The sequence below is a fragment of the Sphingomicrobium astaxanthinifaciens genome (assembly GCF_022865105.1).
In the GTDB taxonomy this organism is placed as follows: Bacteria; Pseudomonadota; Alphaproteobacteria; order Sphingomonadales; family Sphingomonadaceae; genus Sphingomicrobium; species Sphingomicrobium astaxanthinifaciens.
On sequence record NZ_JAKNYM010000002.1, the window covers coordinates 914,593 to 934,651 of the forward strand.

At 68.8% G+C, this 20,059-nt stretch carries 22 protein-coding genes and 2 tRNA genes; 15 read left to right on the forward strand and 9 right to left on the reverse strand.

The annotated features are described in order from the left end of the window. Positions 1-49: 49 nt before the first annotated feature. From L8951_RS08430 to nadA, 3 genes are read left to right on the forward strand one after another with little or no spacing between them, the layout of a single operon-like run. A complete protein-coding gene (locus tag L8951_RS08430) occupies positions 50-943 on the forward strand; it encodes an MBL fold metallo-hydrolase (RefSeq protein WP_244382546.1) in 894 nt (297 codons plus the stop codon). Further along, entirely contained in the window at positions 910-1,653 is a 744-nt protein-coding gene (locus L8951_RS08435; RefSeq protein WP_244382547.1) for a DUF4230 domain-containing protein, read from the forward strand. Before L8951_RS08430 ends, L8951_RS08435 begins: the two co-directional genes overlap by 34 nt. After that, on the forward strand, positions 1,650-2,645 hold the full coding sequence (gene nadA, locus L8951_RS08440) for a quinolinate synthase NadA (RefSeq protein ID WP_244382548.1): 996 nt from the start codon (positions 1,650-1,652) through the stop codon (positions 2,643-2,645). Before L8951_RS08435 ends, nadA begins: the two co-directional genes overlap by 4 nt. On the opposite strand, the gene L8951_RS08445 is transcribed toward nadA, so the two are convergent. From L8951_RS08445 to L8951_RS08460, 4 genes are all read right to left on the reverse strand, one after another. Next, positions 2,642-3,580, reverse strand: coding sequence for a hypothetical protein (locus L8951_RS08445; protein WP_244382549.1), 939 nt, complete (start codon positions 3,578-3,580; stop codon positions 2,642-2,644). The two genes, nadA and L8951_RS08445, sit on opposite strands and share 4 nt — an antisense overlap. Beyond that, positions 3,573-4,280 (reverse strand): L,D-transpeptidase family protein, encoded by a 708-nt coding sequence (locus L8951_RS08450; RefSeq protein ID WP_244382551.1) that lies wholly within the window; start codon positions 4,278-4,280, stop codon positions 3,573-3,575. The genes L8951_RS08445 and L8951_RS08450 overlap by 8 nt, the downstream gene beginning before the upstream one ends. Before the next feature lie 84 nt (positions 4,281-4,364). After that, positions 4,365-4,772: a DUF4112 domain-containing protein gene (locus tag L8951_RS08455; RefSeq protein ID WP_244382553.1), complete on the reverse strand. Its 408-nt coding sequence runs from the start codon at positions 4,770-4,772 to the stop codon at positions 4,365-4,367. Then, the gene (locus L8951_RS08460; protein WP_244382554.1) at positions 4,772-6,199 is read right to left on the reverse strand and encodes an ABC transporter substrate-binding protein; all 1,428 of its coding nucleotides are present in this window, start codon (positions 6,197-6,199) and stop codon (positions 4,772-4,774) included. Before L8951_RS08460 ends, L8951_RS08455 begins: the two co-directional genes overlap by 1 nt. Before the next feature lie 110 nt (positions 6,200-6,309). Here L8951_RS08460 and L8951_RS08465 point away from each other — a divergent pair, with 110 nt between their 5' ends. Both L8951_RS08465 and L8951_RS08470 read left to right on the forward strand, forming a co-directional pair. Further along, positions 6,310-8,256: a transglycosylase domain-containing protein gene (locus L8951_RS08465; protein ID WP_244382555.1), complete on the forward strand. Its 1,947-nt coding sequence runs from the start codon at positions 6,310-6,312 to the stop codon at positions 8,254-8,256. A gap of 183 nt (positions 8,257-8,439) precedes the next feature. After that, on the forward strand, positions 8,440-8,598 hold the full coding sequence (locus tag L8951_RS08470; RefSeq protein WP_244382556.1) for a Flp family type IVb pilin: 159 nt from the start codon (positions 8,440-8,442) through the stop codon (positions 8,596-8,598). 255 nt (positions 8,599-8,853) lie between these two features. On the opposite strand, the gene L8951_RS08475 is transcribed toward L8951_RS08470, so the two are convergent. Beyond that, positions 8,854-8,929: transfer RNA gene (locus L8951_RS08475), tRNA-Ala, on the reverse strand. Between the two features lie 70 nt (positions 8,930-8,999). After that, positions 9,000-9,311 (reverse strand): FYDLN acid domain-containing protein, encoded by a 312-nt coding sequence (locus L8951_RS08480; protein WP_244382557.1) that lies wholly within the window; start codon positions 9,309-9,311, stop codon positions 9,000-9,002. A gap of 109 nt (positions 9,312-9,420) precedes the next feature. On the opposite strand from L8951_RS08480, the gene cmk reads away from it, so the two are divergent. The 6 genes from cmk (at position 9,421) to L8951_RS08510 (ending at position 14,617) form a co-directional block, all read left to right on the forward strand. Next, positions 9,421-10,068, forward strand: coding sequence for a (d)CMP kinase (cmk, locus tag L8951_RS08485; protein WP_244382559.1), 648 nt, complete (start codon positions 9,421-9,423; stop codon positions 10,066-10,068). A 283-nt stretch (positions 10,069-10,351) separates the two neighbouring features. Next, the gene (gene rpsA, locus L8951_RS08490) at positions 10,352-12,052 is read left to right on the forward strand and encodes a 30S ribosomal protein S1 (protein ID WP_244382560.1); all 1,701 of its coding nucleotides are present in this window, start codon (positions 10,352-10,354) and stop codon (positions 12,050-12,052) included. Between the two features lie 139 nt (positions 12,053-12,191). Continuing rightward, positions 12,192-12,494, forward strand: a complete 303-nt coding sequence (locus L8951_RS08495) for an integration host factor subunit beta (protein ID WP_244382561.1) — start codon at positions 12,192-12,194, stop codon at positions 12,492-12,494. 70 nt (positions 12,495-12,564) lie between these two features. Next, positions 12,565-12,650 (forward strand) — tRNA-Leu (locus L8951_RS08500). A 130-nt stretch (positions 12,651-12,780) separates the two neighbouring features. Next, positions 12,781-14,364 carry a putative bifunctional diguanylate cyclase/phosphodiesterase gene (locus L8951_RS08505; protein WP_244382562.1) on the forward strand — a complete coding sequence of 528 codons (1,584 nt, stop codon included), beginning with the start codon at positions 12,781-12,783 and terminating at the stop codon, positions 14,362-14,364. A gap of 79 nt (positions 14,365-14,443) precedes the next feature. Beyond that, positions 14,444-14,617, forward strand: coding sequence for a hypothetical protein (locus L8951_RS08510; protein ID WP_244382564.1), 174 nt, complete (start codon positions 14,444-14,446; stop codon positions 14,615-14,617). Here the strand turns inward: L8951_RS08510 and L8951_RS08515 are convergent. Further along, positions 14,607-15,899 (reverse strand): MFS transporter, encoded by a 1,293-nt coding sequence (locus tag L8951_RS08515; protein ID WP_244382566.1) that lies wholly within the window; start codon positions 15,897-15,899, stop codon positions 14,607-14,609. The genes L8951_RS08510 and L8951_RS08515 overlap by 11 nt on opposite strands. Before the next feature lie 119 nt (positions 15,900-16,018). Between L8951_RS08515 and pgsA the strand changes: the two genes are divergently transcribed. Together pgsA and L8951_RS08525 are read left to right on the forward strand one after the other, a co-directional pair. Beyond that, the gene (pgsA, locus tag L8951_RS08520; protein ID WP_244382568.1) at positions 16,019-16,591 is read left to right on the forward strand and encodes a CDP-diacylglycerol--glycerol-3-phosphate 3-phosphatidyltransferase; all 573 of its coding nucleotides are present in this window, start codon (positions 16,019-16,021) and stop codon (positions 16,589-16,591) included. A gap of 89 nt (positions 16,592-16,680) precedes the next feature. Continuing rightward, positions 16,681-16,980 (forward strand): hypothetical protein, encoded by a 300-nt coding sequence (locus L8951_RS08525; RefSeq protein ID WP_244382569.1) that lies wholly within the window; start codon positions 16,681-16,683, stop codon positions 16,978-16,980. Here L8951_RS08525 and L8951_RS08530 read toward each other — a convergent pair. Continuing rightward, a complete protein-coding gene (locus L8951_RS08530; protein WP_244382570.1) occupies positions 16,951-17,868 on the reverse strand; it encodes a hydrogen peroxide-inducible genes activator in 918 nt (305 codons plus the stop codon). The two genes, L8951_RS08525 and L8951_RS08530, sit on opposite strands and share 30 nt — an antisense overlap. Before the next feature lie 148 nt (positions 17,869-18,016). Here L8951_RS08530 and L8951_RS08535 point away from each other — a divergent pair, with 148 nt between their 5' ends. Both L8951_RS08535 and L8951_RS08540 read left to right on the forward strand, forming a co-directional pair. Beyond that, positions 18,017-18,562: a peroxiredoxin gene (locus L8951_RS08535; RefSeq protein ID WP_244382572.1), complete on the forward strand. Its 546-nt coding sequence runs from the start codon at positions 18,017-18,019 to the stop codon at positions 18,560-18,562. Between the two features lie 126 nt (positions 18,563-18,688). Then, positions 18,689-19,210 carry a carboxymuconolactone decarboxylase family protein gene (locus L8951_RS08540; protein WP_244382573.1) on the forward strand — a complete coding sequence of 174 codons (522 nt, stop codon included), beginning with the start codon at positions 18,689-18,691 and terminating at the stop codon, positions 19,208-19,210. Here the strand turns inward: L8951_RS08540 and L8951_RS08545 are convergent. Next, on the reverse strand, positions 19,207-19,998 hold the full coding sequence (locus L8951_RS08545; protein WP_244382575.1) for a sulfite exporter TauE/SafE family protein: 792 nt from the start codon (positions 19,996-19,998) through the stop codon (positions 19,207-19,209). The two genes, L8951_RS08540 and L8951_RS08545, sit on opposite strands and share 4 nt — an antisense overlap. Positions 19,999-20,059 lie beyond the last annotated feature (61 nt).

The following is a 20,059-nucleotide window of genomic DNA, read 5'->3' on the forward strand; positions in this document are numbered from 1 at the left end:
CGGGCCGTCTTTTTTGTGCCCCCGGCGTCGGCCGCGCTTGGCGCGCGGCATGCGACATGGCAGGAACGAGCGCGTGGAAGCACCCTATGCCCGCCTCGAAACGCTCCGTCCCGGGATCGGGCGGCTGCTGGCGCGCAATCCCTCGCCCTACACCTACACCGGAACCCAGACCTACTTGCTCGGCGATGCGGCCGAGGTGGTGGTGGTCGATCCCGGCCCCGCACTCGAGGCGCATGTCGAGGCGATCCTCGCCGCGATCGGTCGGCGCGCGGTGCGGGCGATCGCCTGCACGCATACCCACCGCGACCATTCCCCCGCCTCGCGCCCGCTCAAGGCGGCGACCGGCGCGCCGATCATCGGTTGCGCGCCGCTGTGCCTCGACGACGACGGCCCGCGTGCCGATGCCAGCTTCGATGCGGACTATGCCCCCGACCGGGTGCTCGGCGACGGCGATGCGCTGGTGGTCGACGGGCACGAGATGGTCGCGGTCGCCACCCCGGGGCATACGTCCAACCATTTGTGCTTCGCCTATCGCGGCGGGCTGATGACGGGCGACCATGTGATGGGCTGGTCGACCAGCGTGATCGTGCCCCCCGATGGCGACATGGGCGCCTACCTGCGCAGCCTCGACAAGCTGCGCGGGCGCGAGGAGGACGAGGTCTATTATCCCGCGCACGGTCCCGAGATCGATCGGCCGCACCGGCTCGTGCGGCATCTCATCGGCCACCGCCTCTCGCGCGAGAAGCAGATTTACAAGGCGGTCGCGGCGGGCGCCGACGACGTCCCCGGAATCGTCGCCGCCTGCTATCCGGGGCTCGACGAACGGCTCGTCGCGGCGGCCGGGGGCACGGTGCGCGCGCATCTGATCGAACTTGCCCGTCGGGGAAGCGTTGAAGAGGTGGAGGGACGATGGATCGCACGTCAGCAAGAGGACCCGGCCTAGCCCGGCCGCTGGTCATCGCGGCGCTCGCCGTAGCGGTGGCGCTGGCGGTGTTCCTGCTCGCGCTCGCGCTCCTCGACCGCTCCGCCAAGGGCCCCGACCCCGAGACGGTGGTCGCCACCAGCCTCCAATCGCTGCAGGCCCAGAACCGGCTGGTGCCCTTCAGCGCGCGCTTCGTTTCGGTGGTGACCTCGCGCCAGCGCCGGCTCGCCGGGCTCGCCAGCGCCGAACGGACGCTGATCCTGCCCGGGACCGCGCGCTACGAGCTCGACCTCGCCGCGCTCGAGGCGGAGGACCTGGCGTGGGACGCGGCGAGCCGCACGCTGACCGTGACCCTGCCCGAGCTCGAGGTGGCGGGCCCCGAGGTCGATCTCGACGGCGCGCGCGAATATGGCGAGGACGGGCTGCTCGCCGCGCTGACCGACAGCGAGGCGGTGCTGACCCGGGCCAACCGCCGGGCCGCGCTTGCCGACCTGCGCAAGCAGGCGGGGGGGCGCGTGCCGATGGGGCTCGCGCGCGAGGCGGCGCGCGACGCGGTGGAAGCCAATTTCGCGCTGCCGCTGCGCGTGGCCGGGCTCGATTCGGTACGCGTGGTCGCGCGCTTCGCGAGCGACCCTTCCCCCTCGACGGAGCAGGTCGACGTCTCTACCAGCTATGAAGATGCCATCGCGGCCGCGCGCCAGCGCCGCGCCGCCCAAGGAGAAGAACCATGAGTGCCCCCCAGCGTCCGCCGCAGGGCGACGAGCTGCTTGCCGAGATCAACCGCCTCAAGAAAGAGCGCAACGCGGTCATCCTCGCACATTATTACCAGAAGCCCGAGATCCAGGACCTCGCCGATTTCGTCGGCGACAGCCTCGACCTGTCGCGCAAGGCGGCGGCGACCGATGCCGAGGTGATCGCCTTTTGCGGGGTGCGCTTCATGGCCGAGACCGCCAAGATCCTGAGCCCCGAAAAGACAGTGATCCTGCCCGACATGGACGCCGGCTGCAGCCTCGAGGACAGCTGCCCGCCCGACCAGTTCAAGGCGTTTCGCGAGGCGCATCCCGACCATATCGCGCTGACCTACATCAACTGCTCGGCCGAGGTGAAGGCGCTGAGCGACATCATCGTCACCTCCTCGTCGGCGCAGGTCATCCTCGACCAGATCCCCGAGGACCAGAAGATCATTTTCGCCCCCGATCGCCACCTCGGCGGCTATCTCGCGCGCAAGTCGGGACGCGACATGCTGCTGTGGCCAGGCATCTGCATCGTCCACCAGGCGTTTTCGGAAACCGAATTGCTCAAGCTCAAGGCCGAGCATCCGGGCGCGCCGGTGGCGGCGCACCCCGAATGCCCGCCGCATATCGTCGAGCATGCCGATCATGTCGGCTCGACCAGCTCGATCCTCAAATTCTGTTCGGAAACCGAGGCCGAGACGGTGCTGGTCGCGACCGAGCCGCATATCATCCACCAGATGGAAAAGGCGCGCCCGCAGACGACCTTCATCGGCGTGCCCGGCGGCGACGGCAACTGCAACTGCAACATGTGCCCCTATATGGCGCTCAACACGCTCGAGAAGCTCTATGTCGCGCTGCGCGACCTCGAGCCGCGGATCGAGCTGTCGGACGAGTTGATGGACGCGGCGCGCAAGCCCCTCGATCGCATGCTCGACATGGCCGGGCGCACCGTTGGGCAGGGCGACGTCGGCAAGCCGCAGATGCGCTAGCCCGCCAGTCCCGCGGGCAGCGGGCGCAGATACCCCTCGGGGGTGCGACAGGTGAATGCAACGAGCCGCGTGCCCTCGGGACAGTCGGCTTCGTCCTCGACGGGCGGGGGCGGGGAGGGCGCGCCGCAGGGAGGCGCGATGCGCAGGCGCTCGATACCTTTGACGGGGTCGGTCCGCTTGCGGCAGGCGTCGAGATAGGCGCTCGCGCGCTCGACACTGACGCCATAGGTCTTGGCCAGGCGGAGAGCGGCTTGCTCGCGGCTCGCCGCCTCGGTGGCGGCGCGGCTTCGGGGCTGGACGTAAAGCGCCGAACGGGCATGGCATTTTTTGCGTAGCGCGGCGGGGAGGTCGGCCTCCTCGACGATCATGCCGCTCCCCATCCAATAGCCCATTTCGCCGATACGGATATTGCGGTTGGCGGGCCAGTCGGGCTGGCCCAACGCCAGATAGCCCTCGGCGTCGCGAAACAAGCGCATGTCGGGGGGCAGGAGATAGGGCCGCGCCGCAGCGCCGACGGGATGCACTTCGAGACAGCCGTTGACGAGTTTCAGTTTGCCGTAGGTCATAGGCGGCACTTCGAGCGTTCGCGGTGCGAGCGTGGGTGGGGGCGTTCCCGGCGGCGGCGGCGGGGGCGGGGGCGGCACGTAGCGGGCGAGCGCGAGAAAGCGCGGCTCGAGGTCCGGCGGCACGAGCGGGGCGGACGGGTCGGGGTCGCGGCTGCCCTTGTCGGCCGATCCGGCCATATAGGTCCAGGGCGGGGCGTGGAGCAGCGTCCCGCTGCCGTCCGCGTTGATCGTCATGCCGGGCACGATGCCGGCATCCACCTGCCGCTCGAGTTCGGAGGCCTCGATGGTCGCGCTGGCCTCGGGCACGCGCGCATCGCTCCCGCAGCCGAGGGTGAAGAGCGCGGCGAGCGTTGCGAGCGTGCTACGCACCGATCATCACGGTCGTGCCGAGGCTGGTGAGCGCATAGAGGTTCTTGGCGAACTGCGAGGGCAGGCGCACGCAACCGGCGCTGGCGGGATAGCCCGGGTTGGGGCCAGCGTGGAGCGCGATGCCATGCTCGTCGATGAACTGGGTGTAGGGCATCGGCGTGTTCTCATAGGCCTTCGAATAATGCATCGGCTTCTTGAGCCAGACGGGGAAGATGCCCTGCGGGGTCAGCTTGTTGTCGCGCGCGGTGGTCACCGAGGCGGCGCCAACGAGCGTGTCGCCGAGATAGACGAAGGCGAGCTGGCGCGAGAGGGAAATGACGACCCGCGGTTCACCGCTCGCCCCTTTGGCGTCCCATTTGAAGCGGTTGGGGGCGATCGCGTCGACGCCGAATTTTTCCTGCATGTCGCGATAGGCGGCTTCGGCCTGCTTGGCGGCCTCGGCGCGCGCGGCATAGCCTTCGAGCGTGTTGGTCCCGCCCGCGACATCGCCGCGAAGCGTGACATCGGCCTTCGAATATTCATATTCGATGCCGTCGTAGCTGAAGATCCGTTCGGGACTGGCGGCGTCGAACGAGAAAGCGGCAAGGCTGCCGGTCGCGACCGGGGCACCATCGTTGCTGTTGCTGTTGTTGGTGCTGGCGAGAACGGGGCTCGTGGTGGCGAGCGCGGCGACCGCCAGCGAGAGCGCTAGCGTCTTCATAATCATAGCCTTTTACAAATCGAACTCTTGCTCGATCAAAGCGGGCAGGGGCGCTTGGTTCCTTCGATTGCGGAGGCGTTACGGCTAGCCGAAATCGGGCCGCGCCGGGTGATGCTTGTCGAGATGCCGGCGGATGATTCTGAGATTGCGGCTGTTCGAGCGGAAGAAGAAATCGGGGATCACCCCGATGACCGGGATGGCCCCGAGCGCCATGTCGACCAGCGTGTTGAGGTTCATGCGTGCCAGCTGCCACCGCGACAGCCCGAGGTTGCGCGCTTCCCACACCAGATAGGTGCCCAGCGCGGCGCCCGAGATGGTGCCGACGCCGGGCACGAGGCTGAGGAGGGCGTCGAGCCCGATCGGCTTGTCGATCCCGGGCACAGTGAACAGGCGCTCGAGCAGATGCTCGAGCCGTTCGACCCGGGCGCGGACATCCTGCGGAGCCTTCGACAGGCGGGCGCGATCGTACAGGTCCTGCATGCGGTCGGGCATCAACGTCTCCTCTGGCTGCGCAGGCCACCGACGAAATGGCGCGCGAAGCGATTTTCGGCGAACCCTTCGAGAGTGGGCGCGACCAGCGACCAGCGTACCGGTGCGGCCAGCGGCAGGAACAGCTGCGCCGCCTCGATCCGATCCGCCGCCTCGCGCAGCAGTTCGTCGCGACGGTCCGGATCGGCGCTCGCACGCGCGCGATCGAGCAGCTCGTCGGTCGCCGGGTCGCACACTGTGACCCGCGCGCAGGTGAAACGGCGCAGGAACCACCCCGTATGGGTCGCGGGCGCGACCTCGTCGAGCAGCTGCAGGTCGGCCTCGGCGGCGTGCGTGACACGGGTCGGCTCGAGCCCGATCGCGCCCCAGTCGGCGGCGAGCCGGGTGAACAGGATGTCGGCGCCGGGCCCCTGGGGCAGCGCGATGGCGATCCGCGTCCCGGCGAGCCCGGCGGCCTCGATCGCGGCGCGCGACTCGGCACGTCGCTCGTCCATCGGCTGGTCGACGTAATCGGGCGGGATCGGGCGCACGTCGGTGTCGGTGCCCGCCTGGAGCACCGTGGCGCGGGGCAGGAGGCTGCGCACCCCGAGCGCGGCGATCAGCGCGTCGCGGTCGATCGCGGCGGACAGCGCGCGGCGCTGCTGGGGGGTGGCGAGCGGCCCCGCTTCGCGCGTCGGCACCAGCCCGAACAGCCCGGCGACGGGATCGAAGCGCGGCGCGCCGAACGGGTTGGAGGCGGCGAGCGCGAGCGGCACGTCGGCGAAGGTGCCCCCGGTCACGAGGTCGACCTCGCCCGCGCCGAACCGGGCAATCGCCTCTGCCACCGGGAGCGTCGTGATCCGCACGCGTTCCTCCGCCAGCTCACCGCGCGCGTCCTCGACCACGCGCCCGACCAGCGGCGGTTCGCCCTCGCCGACGGGGAGGAGGGAGAAGGGGCCGGTGCCGCCGCGCGCATCCTCGATCGCCAGCTCGGGCCGCGCGAGCAGTTGGAGGAAGTGGCGCTGCGGCGCGGCGAGGCGGATCTCGATGACCTTGTCGGTCATCGCGCGCACGTCTTCCACGGCGCCGAACTCGTCGGCCCAGCGTGGGTCGGCGAAGCGCTCTTCGAGGAGCCGCGCGACATCGGGCGCGGTGACCGGTTCGTCCCCCGGCCAGCGGCTGTCGTCGAGCCGGAAGATGTAGCTCAACCCATCGTCGCTGACGTGCCAGCTGGTGGCGAGCCCCTGTTCGATCTCGCCCGCCGCGTCGAAGCGCACCAGCCCCTGCGCCAGCGCGGCGTCGAGCAGTTGCGCGCTGGTCATCTCGTCGATCGCGGCGATCCGCACCTCGCGGTCGGGTTCGCGCGCGCAGCCGATCGCGAGGCAGCCGAGCGCCGCGGCGGCGAGGAGCGGGGCAAGCGATCGGCGGGGGGCGGGGCGGGGGGCAGTCATCGCGTTCCTATGGCGCTTCCAGTCCCGGGGCGGCAAGCCGCGGCAGGCATGGACAAGAGTGTCCTGTCCGTATAAGACACCGGGATGTTCCGGACAAGGTCGAGAAGTTGATGGGCGAACGCGATCCGCACGCATTCGATCCGGCGCCCGCCGATATGCCCGGGGGCGAAGGCGAGGGCACCGGCCCGGGCGCGCCCGACGCGGGGGAACGGCCGCCACGCCGCCGCCGTCGCTGGCTGCGCTGGGGGTTCACCGCCTTCGCCGCGCTGCTGGTGGCGCTGGTGCTGTGGCTGGTGGTCACCGCCCCGCTCGGGCGCAGCCTCGAGCCGCTCGAGGAACCGGCGATCCTGTTCGTCTCGGCCGAGGGCGAGGCGATCGCGCGGCGCGGCGCGATCAAGGACGAGCCGGTCGACGTCACCCGCCTGCCCGCGCATGTCACCAACGCCTTCATCGCCATCGAGGATCGCCGTTTCTACGCGCATTGGGGGGTCGACCCGCGGGGCATCGGCCGCGCGCTGATCGCCAATGCGCAGGCGGGCGGGGTGCGGCAGGGCGGCTCGACGATCACCCAGCAGCTCGCCAAGACGGCCTTTCTCGACGGCGAGCGGACCCTCACGCGCAAGGCGCGCGAGGCGGTCATCGCCTTCTGGCTCGAGGGCTGGCTGACCAAGGACGAGATCCTCTCGCGCTATCTCTCGAGCATCTATTTCGGCGACGGCGTCTACGGGCTGCGCGCCGCCGCGCGGCACTATTTCGACCGCGCCCCCGAGAAACTAACGCTGGCCGAGAGCGCGATGCTGGCGGGGATGGTCAAGGCGCCCTCGCGGCTGGCACCGACCCGCGACCTCGCCGGGGCGCAGGAGCGCAGTCGTCTTGTCCTACAGGCGATGGCCGAGATGGGTTCGCTGGCGCCGGCCGAGGCGAGCGCCACTCCCCCGGCGCGGTTGCGCGGGCAGCGCGCGCGGCTGCCCACCGGCACCTATTTCGCCGACTGGGTCACGCCGCGCGCGCGCGCCGCGATCCGCCCCGGCTATGGGATCACGCGGGTCCCGACCACGCTCGACGCCGACCTCCAGCGGCTCGCCGTGCGGGCGACGATCAACGCCAATCTCGGGGATCGGCAGGTGGGGCTGGTGGCGATGCGCCCGACCGGCGAGGTGGTCGCGCTGATCGGCGGACGCTCGTACAAGAAAAGCCCGTTCAACCGCGCCACGCAGGCGCGCCGCCAGCCGGGCAGCGCGTTCAAGCTGCCGGTCTATCTCGCCGCGCTGCGCGCGGGCTGGCGCCCCGACGACCTGATCGACGACGCGCCGATCACGGTCGATGGCTGGAGCCCGCAGAACGCCGACGGGCGCTACCGCGGAGCGATCACCCTGCGCGAGGCCTTCGCGCGCTCGTCCAACGCGGCGACGGTGCGCCTGGCGCAGGAGGTGGGGCGCGAGGCGGTGGTCCGGGCCGCGCGCGACCTCGGGATCACCGCCGAGATCCCCGCCGGCCCGAGCTATGCGCTGGGCACCGGTGGGGTGCCGCTCATCGAGATGACCGCCGCCTATGCCGCGATCGCCAGCGGGCAGGCCCCGGTGCGGGTCACCGGGTTGGCCGCCGAAGCGGGATCGCGCGCCGCGCGCCCGCTCGCGCCGCAACGCGAATGGGTGCCGATGCTCGAGCTGCTGTACGCCGCAGCCAACGAGGGCACCGGGCGGCGCGCGGCGCTGCGCGTCCCCACCTTCGGCAAGACCGGGACCAGCCAGGACAATCGCGACGCCATCTTCATCGGCTTTGCGGGCAACCTCGTCGTCGGGGTTTGGGTCGGGCATGACGACGACCGCTCGCTCGGCAACGTGTCGGGGGGCACGCTGCCGGCGGCGATCTTCAAGGATTTCATGCGCGGCGCGCTGCGCGTCGACGGCACGCAGGGGCCGCGCCTGCCCGCCCGGTTCGGGCCGCGGCGCGGGCTGCCCGCGCGCGAGCGCGACGGCGGTGGCGAGCGTGGGGACAATCGCGAGCTGTTGCGGCTTATCACCCGGGAAATCGAAGACTTTTTCGAACGTCTTTAGAAATTTCCGGCGGTTTTTCGCCAAATACGCCCCCCTTTGGTTAACAAGAAATTGCCGGGCGGCTTAAGAATTTCTCAACCCATTTCGCGCTATTTGGAAGGACCGGACACGGGATTTTCCCGCGGTCGGCGGACAGCGGGGGACATCCCCCCAAGAATTTGTGGAACCAATTGGAGACCAGTCATGACCAAGATCATCAAGATGCTGAAGAACGACAAGGGTGCGACCGCGATCGAATACGGCCTGATCGCCGCCCTCATCGCCGTGGCCGCGATTGCCGCGATGACCTCGATCGGCAGCGAGCTCGGCTCGACCTTCAACAACGTTGCCAACCAGCTCTAAGCTGTAGCGACATTGTTGCGACAGGATCGGGGCGGTTCCTTCGGGAGCCGCCCCTTTCTTTTGCCGTCTGTCGGGCCGAGGGGGCGGGGCGCGGCCTGATCGTGTCCGATCGGCACGAGGGCCGGGCAACGGGGTGCCGACACGGATGCCGCCGACGACCCGGTCGCGGCGCGAGGCCGGCGCCGCCGGCGCCGGCGCCGCAAACGAAAAAGGCGCCGCTGGCGCGACGCCTTCTTTTCGCTCCCCGGAGGGAAATGGTGGAGCCGAGGGGGATCGAACCCCTGACCTCTACAATGCCATTGTAGCGCTCTCCCAGCTGAGCTACGGCCCCAGAGCGTGGGCGTCGTTTAAAAGTTTTGCGGAGCGATGCAACCCCAAAATTTCAAGCCGACGCTTTTGCCTTAATTTTCGTCGTCGCCGTCGTCGTCCTTGGCGACCTTGATGTCGGCATCACCGGTGTCGAGGTCGACATCGTCGTCGGCGCTGCCCGCGTCATCGTCCTCGACATCGTCGAGGTCGTCGCCCGCCAGGTCATCGTCCTTCTTCTTTTCGTCATCGTCGAAGGGCAGCGGCTGCTTGGACTTGAGCACGGGCTCGGGAATCCATTCGGCATCGCATTCGATGCAGCTGACCGGCTCGTCGTTGCCGAGGTCGTAAAAGCGGGTGCCGCATTTGGGGCAGGTCCGCTTGGTGCCCCATTCGGGTTTGACCATCTGTCTTCCTCTTAATGTGTGCGAAGGCCGGGTTACGATACCGCCGACCACGATGTTCATCGGGCGGCGCCTTGCCATAGCGCACCTGCGCTGTCAAAGCCCTGACACGATGCAAGACCCCGAGCGCCTCCTCATCGCCGTCGACGGTCCCGCCGCCAGTGGCAAGGGCACGATCGCCCGCGCGCTCGCGCGCCACTACGCGTTGCCGCACCTCGACACCGGAATGCTCTATCGCGGAGTGGCGCTCGCGCTGTTCCGCTTTGGCGGCGATCCGGGCAACGCCTTCGAGGCGCGCCGCGCTGTCGACGAACTCGAGACCATCGACCTGTCCGACGAGGAATTGCGCAGCGAGGTGATCGGCGAGATCGCCAGCCGCGTCTCGGCCTACCCCGGGGTGCGCGAGGCGCTGTTGAAACGGCAGCGCGACTTTGCGGGGCAGGGTGGCGGCGCGGTGCTCGACGGGCGCGACATCGGCACCGTCATCGCGCCGCATGCCACCGCCAAACTGTTCGTCACCGCCAGCCCCGAGGTGCGCGCCGAGCGGCGGTTCCGCGAGATCGAACGCCGCGGCATCAAGGTGCATCTCGAGGAAGTGCTCGCCGACATCCGCGCCCGCGACGCGCGCGATGCGGGGCGCGACAATGCGCCGCTGGTGATGGCCGCGGACGCCACCCGGCTCGACACCAGCGACATGGGGATCGAGGAAGCGGTCGAGCGCGCCATCGCCTGCGTCGAGGCGGCGCGAGGAAACGCTTGAGAAATTAGCGATTTGCCGCTATTGCGCGCCCGTCCAGCGAGCCGGTCGGTTCGCGGGGTGCCCGTCTCCGGCATCAAGTGACGGACGAACTTGGCTTTCTTGCCGGTCGTTTCGGTTGCTGAATTGCTGTCGCAGCCCCCGCTTTTCGCCCAGCGCGCCGGATGCCGCCCGCGGGATGGTCCCGGGGCAGGATGGGATCAGGTTTGTCCAAGTCCGCGAAGGAGAAGAGCTTTCCGTGGTGGAAGGCTCGGCGGCAAACCCAGAGACGAAAGAAGTGAACTTTATGGCCGATACGGCTTTCCCGACGCGCGACGATTTCGCCGCGCTCCTCAATGAAAAACTCGGTGGCGAGGACGAAGGCTTCGAAGGCCGCGTCGTCACCGGCAAGGTGACCGGCATCGAGAACGATCTCGCCGTCATCGACGTGGGCCTCAAGAGTGAAGGCCGCGTGCCCCTGCGCGAATTCGCCGCCCCCGGCCAGAAGGCCGACCTCAGCGTCGGCGACGAGGTCGAAGTCTATGTCGACCGCGTCGAGAACGCGCAGGGCGAAGCGATGCTGTCGCGCGACCGCGCCCGCCGCGAAGCCGCCTGGGACAAGCTGGAAAAGCAGTTCGAGGCCGACGAGCGCGTCGAGGGCAACATCTTCGGCCGCGTGAAGGGCGGCTTCACCGTCGACCTCGGCGGTGCGGTGGCCTTCCTTCCGGGCAGCCAGGTCGACATCCGCCCGGTGCGCGACGTCACCCCGCTGATGGACATCCCCCAGCCGTTCCAGATCCTCAAGATGGACCGTCGCCGCGGCAACATCGTTGTGTCGCGCCGCGCGATCCTCGAGGAAACCCGCGCCGAACAGCGCAGCGACCTCATCCAGAGCCTGACCGAAGGCCAGGTCATCGAGGGCGTCGTCAAGAACATCACCGACTACGGTGCCTTCGTCGACCTCGGCGGCATCGACGGGCTGCTGCACGTCACCGACATCAGCTACAAGCGCGTCGGTCACCCGAGCGAGGTTCTCGGCATCGGTGACAAGGTCAAGGTGCAGATCATCCGCATCAACCGCGAGACCCAGCGCATCAGCCTCGGCATGAAGCAGCTCGAAGCCGATCCGTGGGAAGGCGCCAGCGCCAAGTATCCGGTCGACGCCAACTTCACCGGCCGCGTGACCAACATCACCGAATATGGTGCGTTCGTCGAGCTCGAGCCGGGCATCGAAGGCCTCGTCCACGTCTCGGAAATGAGCTGGACCAAGAAGAACGTCCACCCGGGCAAGATCGTCTCGACCTCGCAGGAAGTCGAAGTCAAGATCCTCGAGGTCGACGAGGAAAAGCGTCGCATCAGCCTCGGCCTTAAGCAGGCCCAGTCGAACCCGTGGCACGACTTCGCGGACAAGTTCCCGGTCGGCACCGAGGTCGAGGGCGAAGTCAAGAACGCCACCGAATTCGGCCTCTTCATCGGCCTGCCGGGCGACGTCGACGGCATGGTCCACATGTCGGACATCGCCTGGGGCGTGTCGGGCGAGGAAGCGCTGCAGCTCCACCACAAGGGTGAGACCGTCAAGGCGGTCGTCCTCGACGTCGACGTCGAGAAGGAGCGCATCAGCCTCGGCATGAAGCAGCTCGAGCGCGGCGGCGTGGCCGTGGGCGGCGGCGAAGGCGTGAAGAAGGGCGAGACGCTCACCGTCACCGTCCTCGACGTGCGCGACGGCGGCCTCGAAGTGCAGGCCGGCGACGATGGCGCGATCGGCTTCATCCGCCGTTCGGACCTCGGCCGCGACCGCGACGAGCAGCGTCCGGAACGCTTCCAGGTCGGGCAGAAGTTCGACGCGATGGTCACCGGCTTCGACCGGTCGAAGAAGCCCAACTTCTCGATCAAGGCGCTGCAGATCTCCGAAGAGAAGCAGGCGGTCGCCCAGTACGGTTCGTCGGACTCGGGTGCCAGCCTCGGCGACATCCTCGGCGAAGCGCTCAAGCAGAAGGACGACAAGTAAGCGTCCGTCGCGACGAGCGTCGAAAAAAAAGGACGGGGCGGTGCGAGCAAGGGCTTGCACCGCCCCGTTTTTTTTCCCAATCCTTGGCGCGACCGATCCGCCGGGGGGCGGACGAGACCTGATGGGGGAAGAAAGCCGCATGATCCGTTCGGAACTGGTACATAAGCTTTGCCAGGATTTTCCTGACCTGACGCAACGCGAGGTCGAGAGCGTGGTGGCCAGCCTGTTCGACAGCATCATCGAGCAACTCGCCGAGGGCGGGCGCGTCGAGCTGCGCGGCTTCGGCGCCTTCTCGACCCGCCAGCGCGACGCGCGGACCGGGCGCAACCCGCGCACCGGCGAACCGGTCGATGTCGCCGCCAAGCGCGTGCCCTATTTCAAGCCCGGCAAGGAAATGCGCGAGCGCTTGAACCTGAACGCGCAGCGCGCCGACAACGATTAGGCTTCCCCGCCCACGAAATTCGGCGAAGCCTTGGAGAATTCGAAAATTCCCTTTAGGCGTCGTGCTGCGTGCGGACGTGGCGGAATGGTAGACGCTGCCGACTTAAAATCGGCTTCCCGCGAGGGAGTGCGGGTTCAAGTCCCGCCGTCCGCACCAGCGCCGGCCCGGGCGGCGGCGCCAGCCTCGACCATGTTGGCCTGTTGACCGAAATCTTAACCACTCTGCGGCGATGGTGCGGCCTATGGGTGGGCTCAACCTCTTCGCGCCGCTGCGGCGGGCGGCTGGCTTGCGATGGCATCGCGAATGGCTGACGCTGGTGATCCTCCTCGGCGCGATCACGCTGTTCCTTGTCAACGGCGCGAATGTCTTCGTGCGCCTGAGCGCGGGGCTCCAGGGGGCCACCGCCGACCTTCGGGTCACCGCCGTCACGCTGCTGCTCAACGTCGCGCTGATCCTGTTCGGCTGGCGCTATTTCGTCGATGTCCAGCAGGAGATGGAGCGGCGCGAGGAGAGCGAACGTCGCGCCCGCGAGCAGGCCTCGATCGACGGCATGACCGGGCTGGCCAACCGCAAGGGCTTTTCCGAGATCGGCGTGCGCGCCAACGCCGACGAGGCGGTCGGGCATGTCGCGGTGATCTCGCTGCAACTCAACCGCTTCAAGGCGATCAACGAGCGCTACGGCTTCGATCTGGGCGATGACCTGCTGCGCCACATCGCGGCCCAGATCGGCGCGCTGCGCGACCCCACGGTGAGCGCCGCGCGCGTGGCGGGGGACGAATTCGCGGTCATCGTCGCGCGCCCCGGCGCCGACCTCGACGAAGAGGGGATCGAGACGCTCGCCCAGACCATGCTCGACACCGCGAGCCGCCCGGTCGAACTCGACCGCAAGATGATCCAGGTCGGTGCCCATGTCGGCATCGCGCTCGCCCGTCGCGGCGAACTCGACGCGCGCGCGCTCCTGCGCCGCGCCGACATCGCGCTGGCCGAGGGCAAGGTGGGACGGCTCGCGCGGCCGGTCTGGTTCGACGACCGGATGGAGCGCGACCTCATCGCGCACAGCGAACTCGAGCAGGGGATCCGCGCCGGCATCGAGGCGGGCCAGTTCCTCGCCTATTTCGAGCCGCAGGTCGATCTCGCGAGCGGGCGCGTCACCGGCTTCGAGGTGCTCTCGCGCTGGGCCCACCCGCTCGCCGGGATGATCGGCCCCGATCGCTTCATCCCGGTCGCCGAGGAGCACAACCTGATCGGGCCGCTGACCGAACATGTCTTTCGCGGCGCGATGCGGCGGGCCCGCGACTGGCCCGAGGATGTCGACCTGTCGATCAACATCGCGCCCTCGCAACTAGGCGACGCCTGGCTGGCGCAAAAGCTGGTGCGGCTGCTGACCGAGACGGGGTTTCCCGCCGAGCGGCTCGTGGTCGAGGTGACCGAGTCGTCGCTGTTCGCTGACATCGAGATGGCGCGCGCGATCATCGCCAGCCTCAAGAACCAAGGCATCCGTATCGCGCTCGACGACTTCGGCACCGGCTTCTCGAGCCTGTCGCACCTGCGCGCGCTGCCCTTCGACATGATCAAGATCGACCGCAGCTTCGTCTCGAGCCTGCACGAGGATCGCGAGAGCCGCGCCATCGTGCGCGCGGTGACGACGCTGGCGCAGGCGCTCGAGATCCCGGTCACGGTCGAGGGGGTCGAGACCGCGACGACGCATGCAATGGTGATGGAGATCGGGTGCCAGAAGGGGCAGGGCTGGTATTTCGGCAAGGCGATGACCGCCGAACAGGCCGAACAACTGCTTCGGCCCGATCGCGAGCCCGATCGCGGCGCGGAGAGCGGCGCGGCCGCCTTCCCCCCGGCGCAACGTCGCGCCTGACCGGCGCGCAGTCCCAGCGCGGGACAATCGCTAAGGCTCGGTTTGCACTTTTGGTAAACCGCGCGTTAGGGTTTTCGTCATGGAGTCGACGAGCCGCCTTGCCTTCGAGGATTTCCTGCGCAGCCTGCGCGCGGCCTACCGCGTGACCTTCGCCGCGCTGTGCGAACGCCAGCGCGTGCGCGAGGAGGACGTCCGGCTGTTCGGGCTGACCTTCGCGGCCGGGTTCCTGTTCACCAGCCTGTTCATCGCCTGAGCGCGACCCGCCGCCCGAGCAGCGCGGCGAGCAGCGCCACCGCGGCGACCCCGAGCAGGCTGTCGCCGATCGAGATGCCCGACTGGATGGTGACGGTCAGCGCGAGCGAGCCGGCCACCATCAGCCCGGCGTTGACGATATTGTTGACCGCGACCGCGCGCGCGGTGAGCGCGGGCGGGATGCGGGTGGTGAGGAAGGCGTAGAGCGGCACGACATAGGCACCCCCCATCAGCGCCAGCCCGAACAGGTCGAGCGCGGCCCCGACGCCGCCGGGGCGCGCGAGAAAGGCAGCGAGGTCGAGCAGCTGCGGGGTCGGCGTCCAGTCGTGCAGCCGGCGGTAGAGGTCGAGGATGAACAGCGCCATGCCGAGCGCCGCATGCGGGGCGTAGCGCGCCGAGACCGCGCCCCCGAGCAGCCGGTTGACCGCCACGCTCCCGAGCGCGACCCCGATCGAGAAGATGGCGAGGAAGGCGGTGGCCACCGCTTCATCACCGCCGAGCGCATTCTTCACCAGCGGCGGGAACTGCGCGAGCAGGACCGCCCCCAGCGCCCAGAACAGGCTGATCGCCCAGATCGCGCGGCGCGCCTCGGCATGCGTCATCACCTCGGTGACGATCGTCCGCGCGGCACGCCAGAAGTGCCAGTCGGGCCGCGCCCCTTGTGCCTCCGCGCGGGGCGGGGCGGGAGGGACGAACGCGGCGGCGAGCCGGCCGATGGCGGCAAGGACGAGCACCCCGGCGGCGGCGCGGCTCGCGTCGAGCGCGCCGTCCCCGGCGCGCGTCAGCAGCGCGCCGCCGAGCAGGGTGCCGCCGAGGATCGCGACATAGGTGCCCGCCTGCACCAGCCCGGTGCCGCCGAGCACTTCGTGCGCGCGCAGGTGCTGGGGCAGCAGCGCATATTTGATCGGCCCGAAGAAGGCCGACTGAATTCCCGTTGCCGCAAGGGTGGCGAGCAGCAGGGGGACGCTCTGGAGGAGAAGGCCGGTCGCGCCGAGCAGCATGATCGCCACCTCGGCGGTCTTGATGCGCCGGATCATCTTGGCCTTGTCGTGCGCGTCGGCGAGGCTGCCCGCCATCGCCGAGAAGAGCATGAAGGGCAGGATGAACAGCCCGCCCGCGACCGCCGAGAGGCTGGCCTCGCGCGTGGGGTCGTCATAGATGCCGAAGATCACCAGCAGCACCATCGAGGTGCGGAAGAGGTTGTCGTTGAAGGCGCCGAGGAACTGGACCGCGAACAGCGGCGCGAAACGGCGGCGCGCCAGGAGCGCCAGGCTGCTGTTCATCGTCCGATCGTCCCCGCTGCGCCGATGGTTCGTGGTTCCCGGTTGAAGCGCAGCCGCGCGCAAAGCGCAAAAAGAAATTGCCGCTGCCCCGCGCCGTGCCTAAGGTCGGCGCCGTAACAATGCTGACCCTTCCGAACCTCCTCACCCTGTCTCGCATCTTCGCGGTGCCGATCCTCGTGTGGTTGCTGTGGAACCCGGGGCCGCTCGATTATCTCATCACCTTCGTGCTCTACAGCGTCGTCGGGGTGACCGACTATATCGACGGCTACCTCGCCCGCGCGCAGGGGCAGATCAGCCGCCTCGGCCAGTTCCTCGACCCGATCGCCGACAAGATCATGGTCGCCGCGGTGATCATCATGCTGGTCGCCACGCGGCGGGTCGCCGACGAGCCCGAGCCGGTGATCGCGGGGCTCACCATCATCCCCGCGCTGGTCATCCTGTTGCGCGAGATCATCGTGTCGGGGCTGCGCGAATTCCTCGGCCCGCTCAACGTCTCGGTCCCGGTCAGCCGCCTCGCCAAGTGGAAGACCACCCTGCAGATGGTCGCGCTCGGCTCGCTGATCCTCGGCGGCGCGATCCCGAGCGAATATTGGATCCACCAGGTCGGGGTGGTGTGCCTGTGGGGCGCCGCGCTGCTGACGCTGGTGACCGGCTACGACTATCTGCGGGTCGGGCTCCGGCACATGGACTGAGGCCGCCGCGCGCCTCCTTCTCCTTTGACATTTGCCGATATTTGGGTCCTGATGGGGCCAACCATCGCCTGTTTCGACGAGGAGGGGGGATGCATCGCAGCGAAGTCGAGAGCCTCGAGACGGGGCGCCGCCACTGGGTCCCGTGCGTGCGCGCGCCGTGCCGCGACTGGAGCGCGATGCCGGGCTGCCACCGCCACGCGCGCTACCTCGTCGATCGCCGCACGATGGCCCCGAGCCGCGATCGCTTCCCCGTCTTCGACAGCCGCGCCGATTGCCTGCAATGGATCATGCGCCACCGCAGCGTGCTGGCCGCGCGCATGCCCGACGCGCCGATCCGCGCGGTGCGGCTCGACATGTGGCTACTCGGGCTCGACCAGCTCCCCGGCTAGCGCGCCAAGCGCCTCGCCCAGCAATTCGAACTCGGCCGCGCGCGGGCTGTTGCGGCGCCACGCGAGCGCGATGGTGCGGGTCCCATGCTCGCTCTCGAGCGGGCGCGCCTCGATCGCGGTATGCTCGATGATCCCGGCGGCAAGCGCCATCTCGGGGATGAAGGTCAGCCCGAGCCCGTTGTCGACGAGCTCGACCAGTGTGTGCAGGCTGGTCGCCATCATCGCTGCCGAGGCGCGGATCTCGGGGCGGTTGCAGGCGGCCAGCGCATGGTCCTTGAGGCAGTGCCCGTCCTCGAGCATCAGGAGCCGCCCCTCCTCGATCAGCCGCGGCGGGATCGACTTCATGTCGGGCGCCTCGCCCTTGGGATAGGCGATGAACAGGCGGTCGCGCGCGAGTTCGACATGATCGACGTCGCCACAGGGGAAGGGCAGCGCGAGCAGCACGCAGTCGAGCTGGCCGCGGTGGAGCGCCTCGCAGCTCGCCTGGCTGGTTTCCTCGCGCAGGTAGAGGCGCAGGTCGGGGTAGCGCTCGCGAAGGTGCGGCAGCACGCGCGGCAGCAGGAAGGGGGCGATGGTCGGGATCACCCCGAGCCGGAGATCGCCCGACAGCGGCTGCCCCTCGGCCGCCGCGAGCCCGGCGAGCGCCTGCGTCTCGCGCAGCACGTCGCGCGCCTGGCGCGCGATCTTCTCGCCCAGCGGGGTGAAGCGCACGACGCGGCGGGTGCGCTCGACCAGCACCGTGTCGAGCAGCGTCTCGAGCTCGCGGATCCCCGCCGACAGCGTCGATTGGGTGACATAGCAATGCTCGGCCGCGCGGCCGAAATGGCCATGCTCGTGCAGCGCGATCAGATATTGCAGCTGCTTGATGGTGGGGAGGTGGACGGCCACGGGTTCCTCAATCGACTGATTCGATCACACTCATTGATATTAAGCGATTGAAGCGCGTTCAATCCCTCCTATATCCGCCCTCGAAGCGACCCCGCCCCCGTCCGGGGGCGGTCTTCAGCACAACCAGAAAAACCGGAGATTTGCGACTATGCTCACCATTGGCGATACCTTCCCCGCGCTCACCGTCCCCGTCCAGCAGGGTACCGACCAGCTGCCCGCCGACGAGACGCTCGACCTCGGTGAAACCAATGGCAAGTGGAAGGTCCTCTTCTTCTGGCCGAAGGACTTCACCTTCGTCTGCCCGACCGAGATCGTCGGCTATGGCGAGCTGGCCGAAGACTTTGCCGATCGTGACGCGGTGCTGATCGGCGCCTCGACCGACACCACCCATGTCCACTATGCGTGGCGCCGTTCGGACGAGCAGCTGGCCAAGGCCGATTTCCCGTGGATCGCCGACGCCAACCAGAAGCTGGCGCGCGCGCTCGGCATCCTCAACGAGGAAGAGGGCGTCGCCTATCGCGCCACCTTCATCGTCGATCCCGACAACATCATCCAGCACGTCACGATCAACGGGCTCAACGTCGGGCGCAACCCGGCCGAGGCGCTGCGCGTGCTCGATGCGCTGCAGACCGACGAGCTGTGCCCCTGCAACTGGACCGAGGGCGACGAGGTCCTCAAGCCGCAGGCGGCCTAAGCCCCTACGCACAAAGACGGCTGTCCGCCCCCGGCAGCCGTCGCCTGCGGGGCGGGAGCGCTTGACCCCCTGGTCCCGGCGCTTCCGCCCCCTTTTCTTTGACATTCGCTGCCTAGGAGACATGCCATGTCCGCGCTCAAGGACTTCGCCGGCGCGATGCCGGCCTATGCCAAGGATCTCAAGCTCAACCTGTCCTCGCTGCTGACCGAGCAGGGGATGGGCGAGGCGCGCAAATATGGGCTGCTGCTCGCCTGCGCGCACGGCACCGGCTACAAGCCGCTGGTCGAGGCCGCCGAGGCCGACTGCGCCGACAAGCTCGACGAGAAGACGGCCGATGCGGCGCGCGGCGCGGCCGCGGTGATGGCGATGAACAATGTCTATTATCGCTTCACCCACCTCGCGGGGAACGAGAATTACGCCGCTATGCCCGCTAAGCTGCGGATGAACATGATCGCGACCCACGGCGTGGCCAAGGAGGAGTTCGAGCTGTTCAGCCTCGCGGTCAGCGCGATCAACGGCTGCGGGCTGTGCATCGACAGCCACGAGAAGGTGCTGCTCAAGCATGAGGTGAAGGAAGCCGACATCCAGACCGCGGTGCGCATCGCGGCGGTGATGAAGGCGCTGGCGACGGTCCACGCCACCCTCTAGGCGAGCAGCTGGAAGAGCCCGTAACCGCTCGTCGCCACGAGGATGGTGCCGACGAGGAGGAGGATGTGGTCGGCGCGAAAGCGCTTGGCGGCGAGCGCGCCGAAGGGGGCCGCTACCACCCCGCCGATCAGCAGCCCGATCACCGCGGTGGTGATCACCTCCCAGCCGAGTTCGCTGATGAAGGCGATCGAGATGGCGACGGTGAGGAAGAACTCGACCGCGTTGACGGTGCCGATGGTGGTGCGCGGGGTGCTGCCCTGGACGAGCAGGTTGGAGGTCACCACCGGCCCCCAGCCGCCGCCGCCGGCGGCGTCGAGGAACCCGCCCGCCAGCCCGAGCGGTTCGACCACCTTGGGCTGGCGCTGCGGGCGCTGCCCCGACAATCCCTTCCAGAACAGCGTGAGGCCGAGCAGCGCGAGATAGGTCAGCACCATCGGGCGCGCCACCTCGGCATCGATGCCGGCGAGGAAATAGGCCCCCGCGACGCCGCCGATCAGCCCGGGAACCAGCAGTCGCCAGAACAGCCGCGGGTCGATGTTGCGGTGATAGAGGTGGCTCAACCCCGACACGCCGGTGGTCGCGGTCTCGACCGCATGGACCCCGGCCGAGGCGACCGCCGGGGGCACCCCGAAGGCGACCAGCAGGGTGGTGCTGATGGTGCCGAACGCCATGCCCAGCGCGCCGTCGACGAGCTGCGCGGCAAAGCCGATGAGGACGAAGGGGAGCAGGACCGCGGGATCGGCGAGCAGGTCAAACGGCAGGGGTGCGGCCTCCTTGCTGGAAATCACGGCGAATTTCGGCTCGCGGCCACGGCGTTGCAACAACTATTTCACGCAGATTTTTGCATGC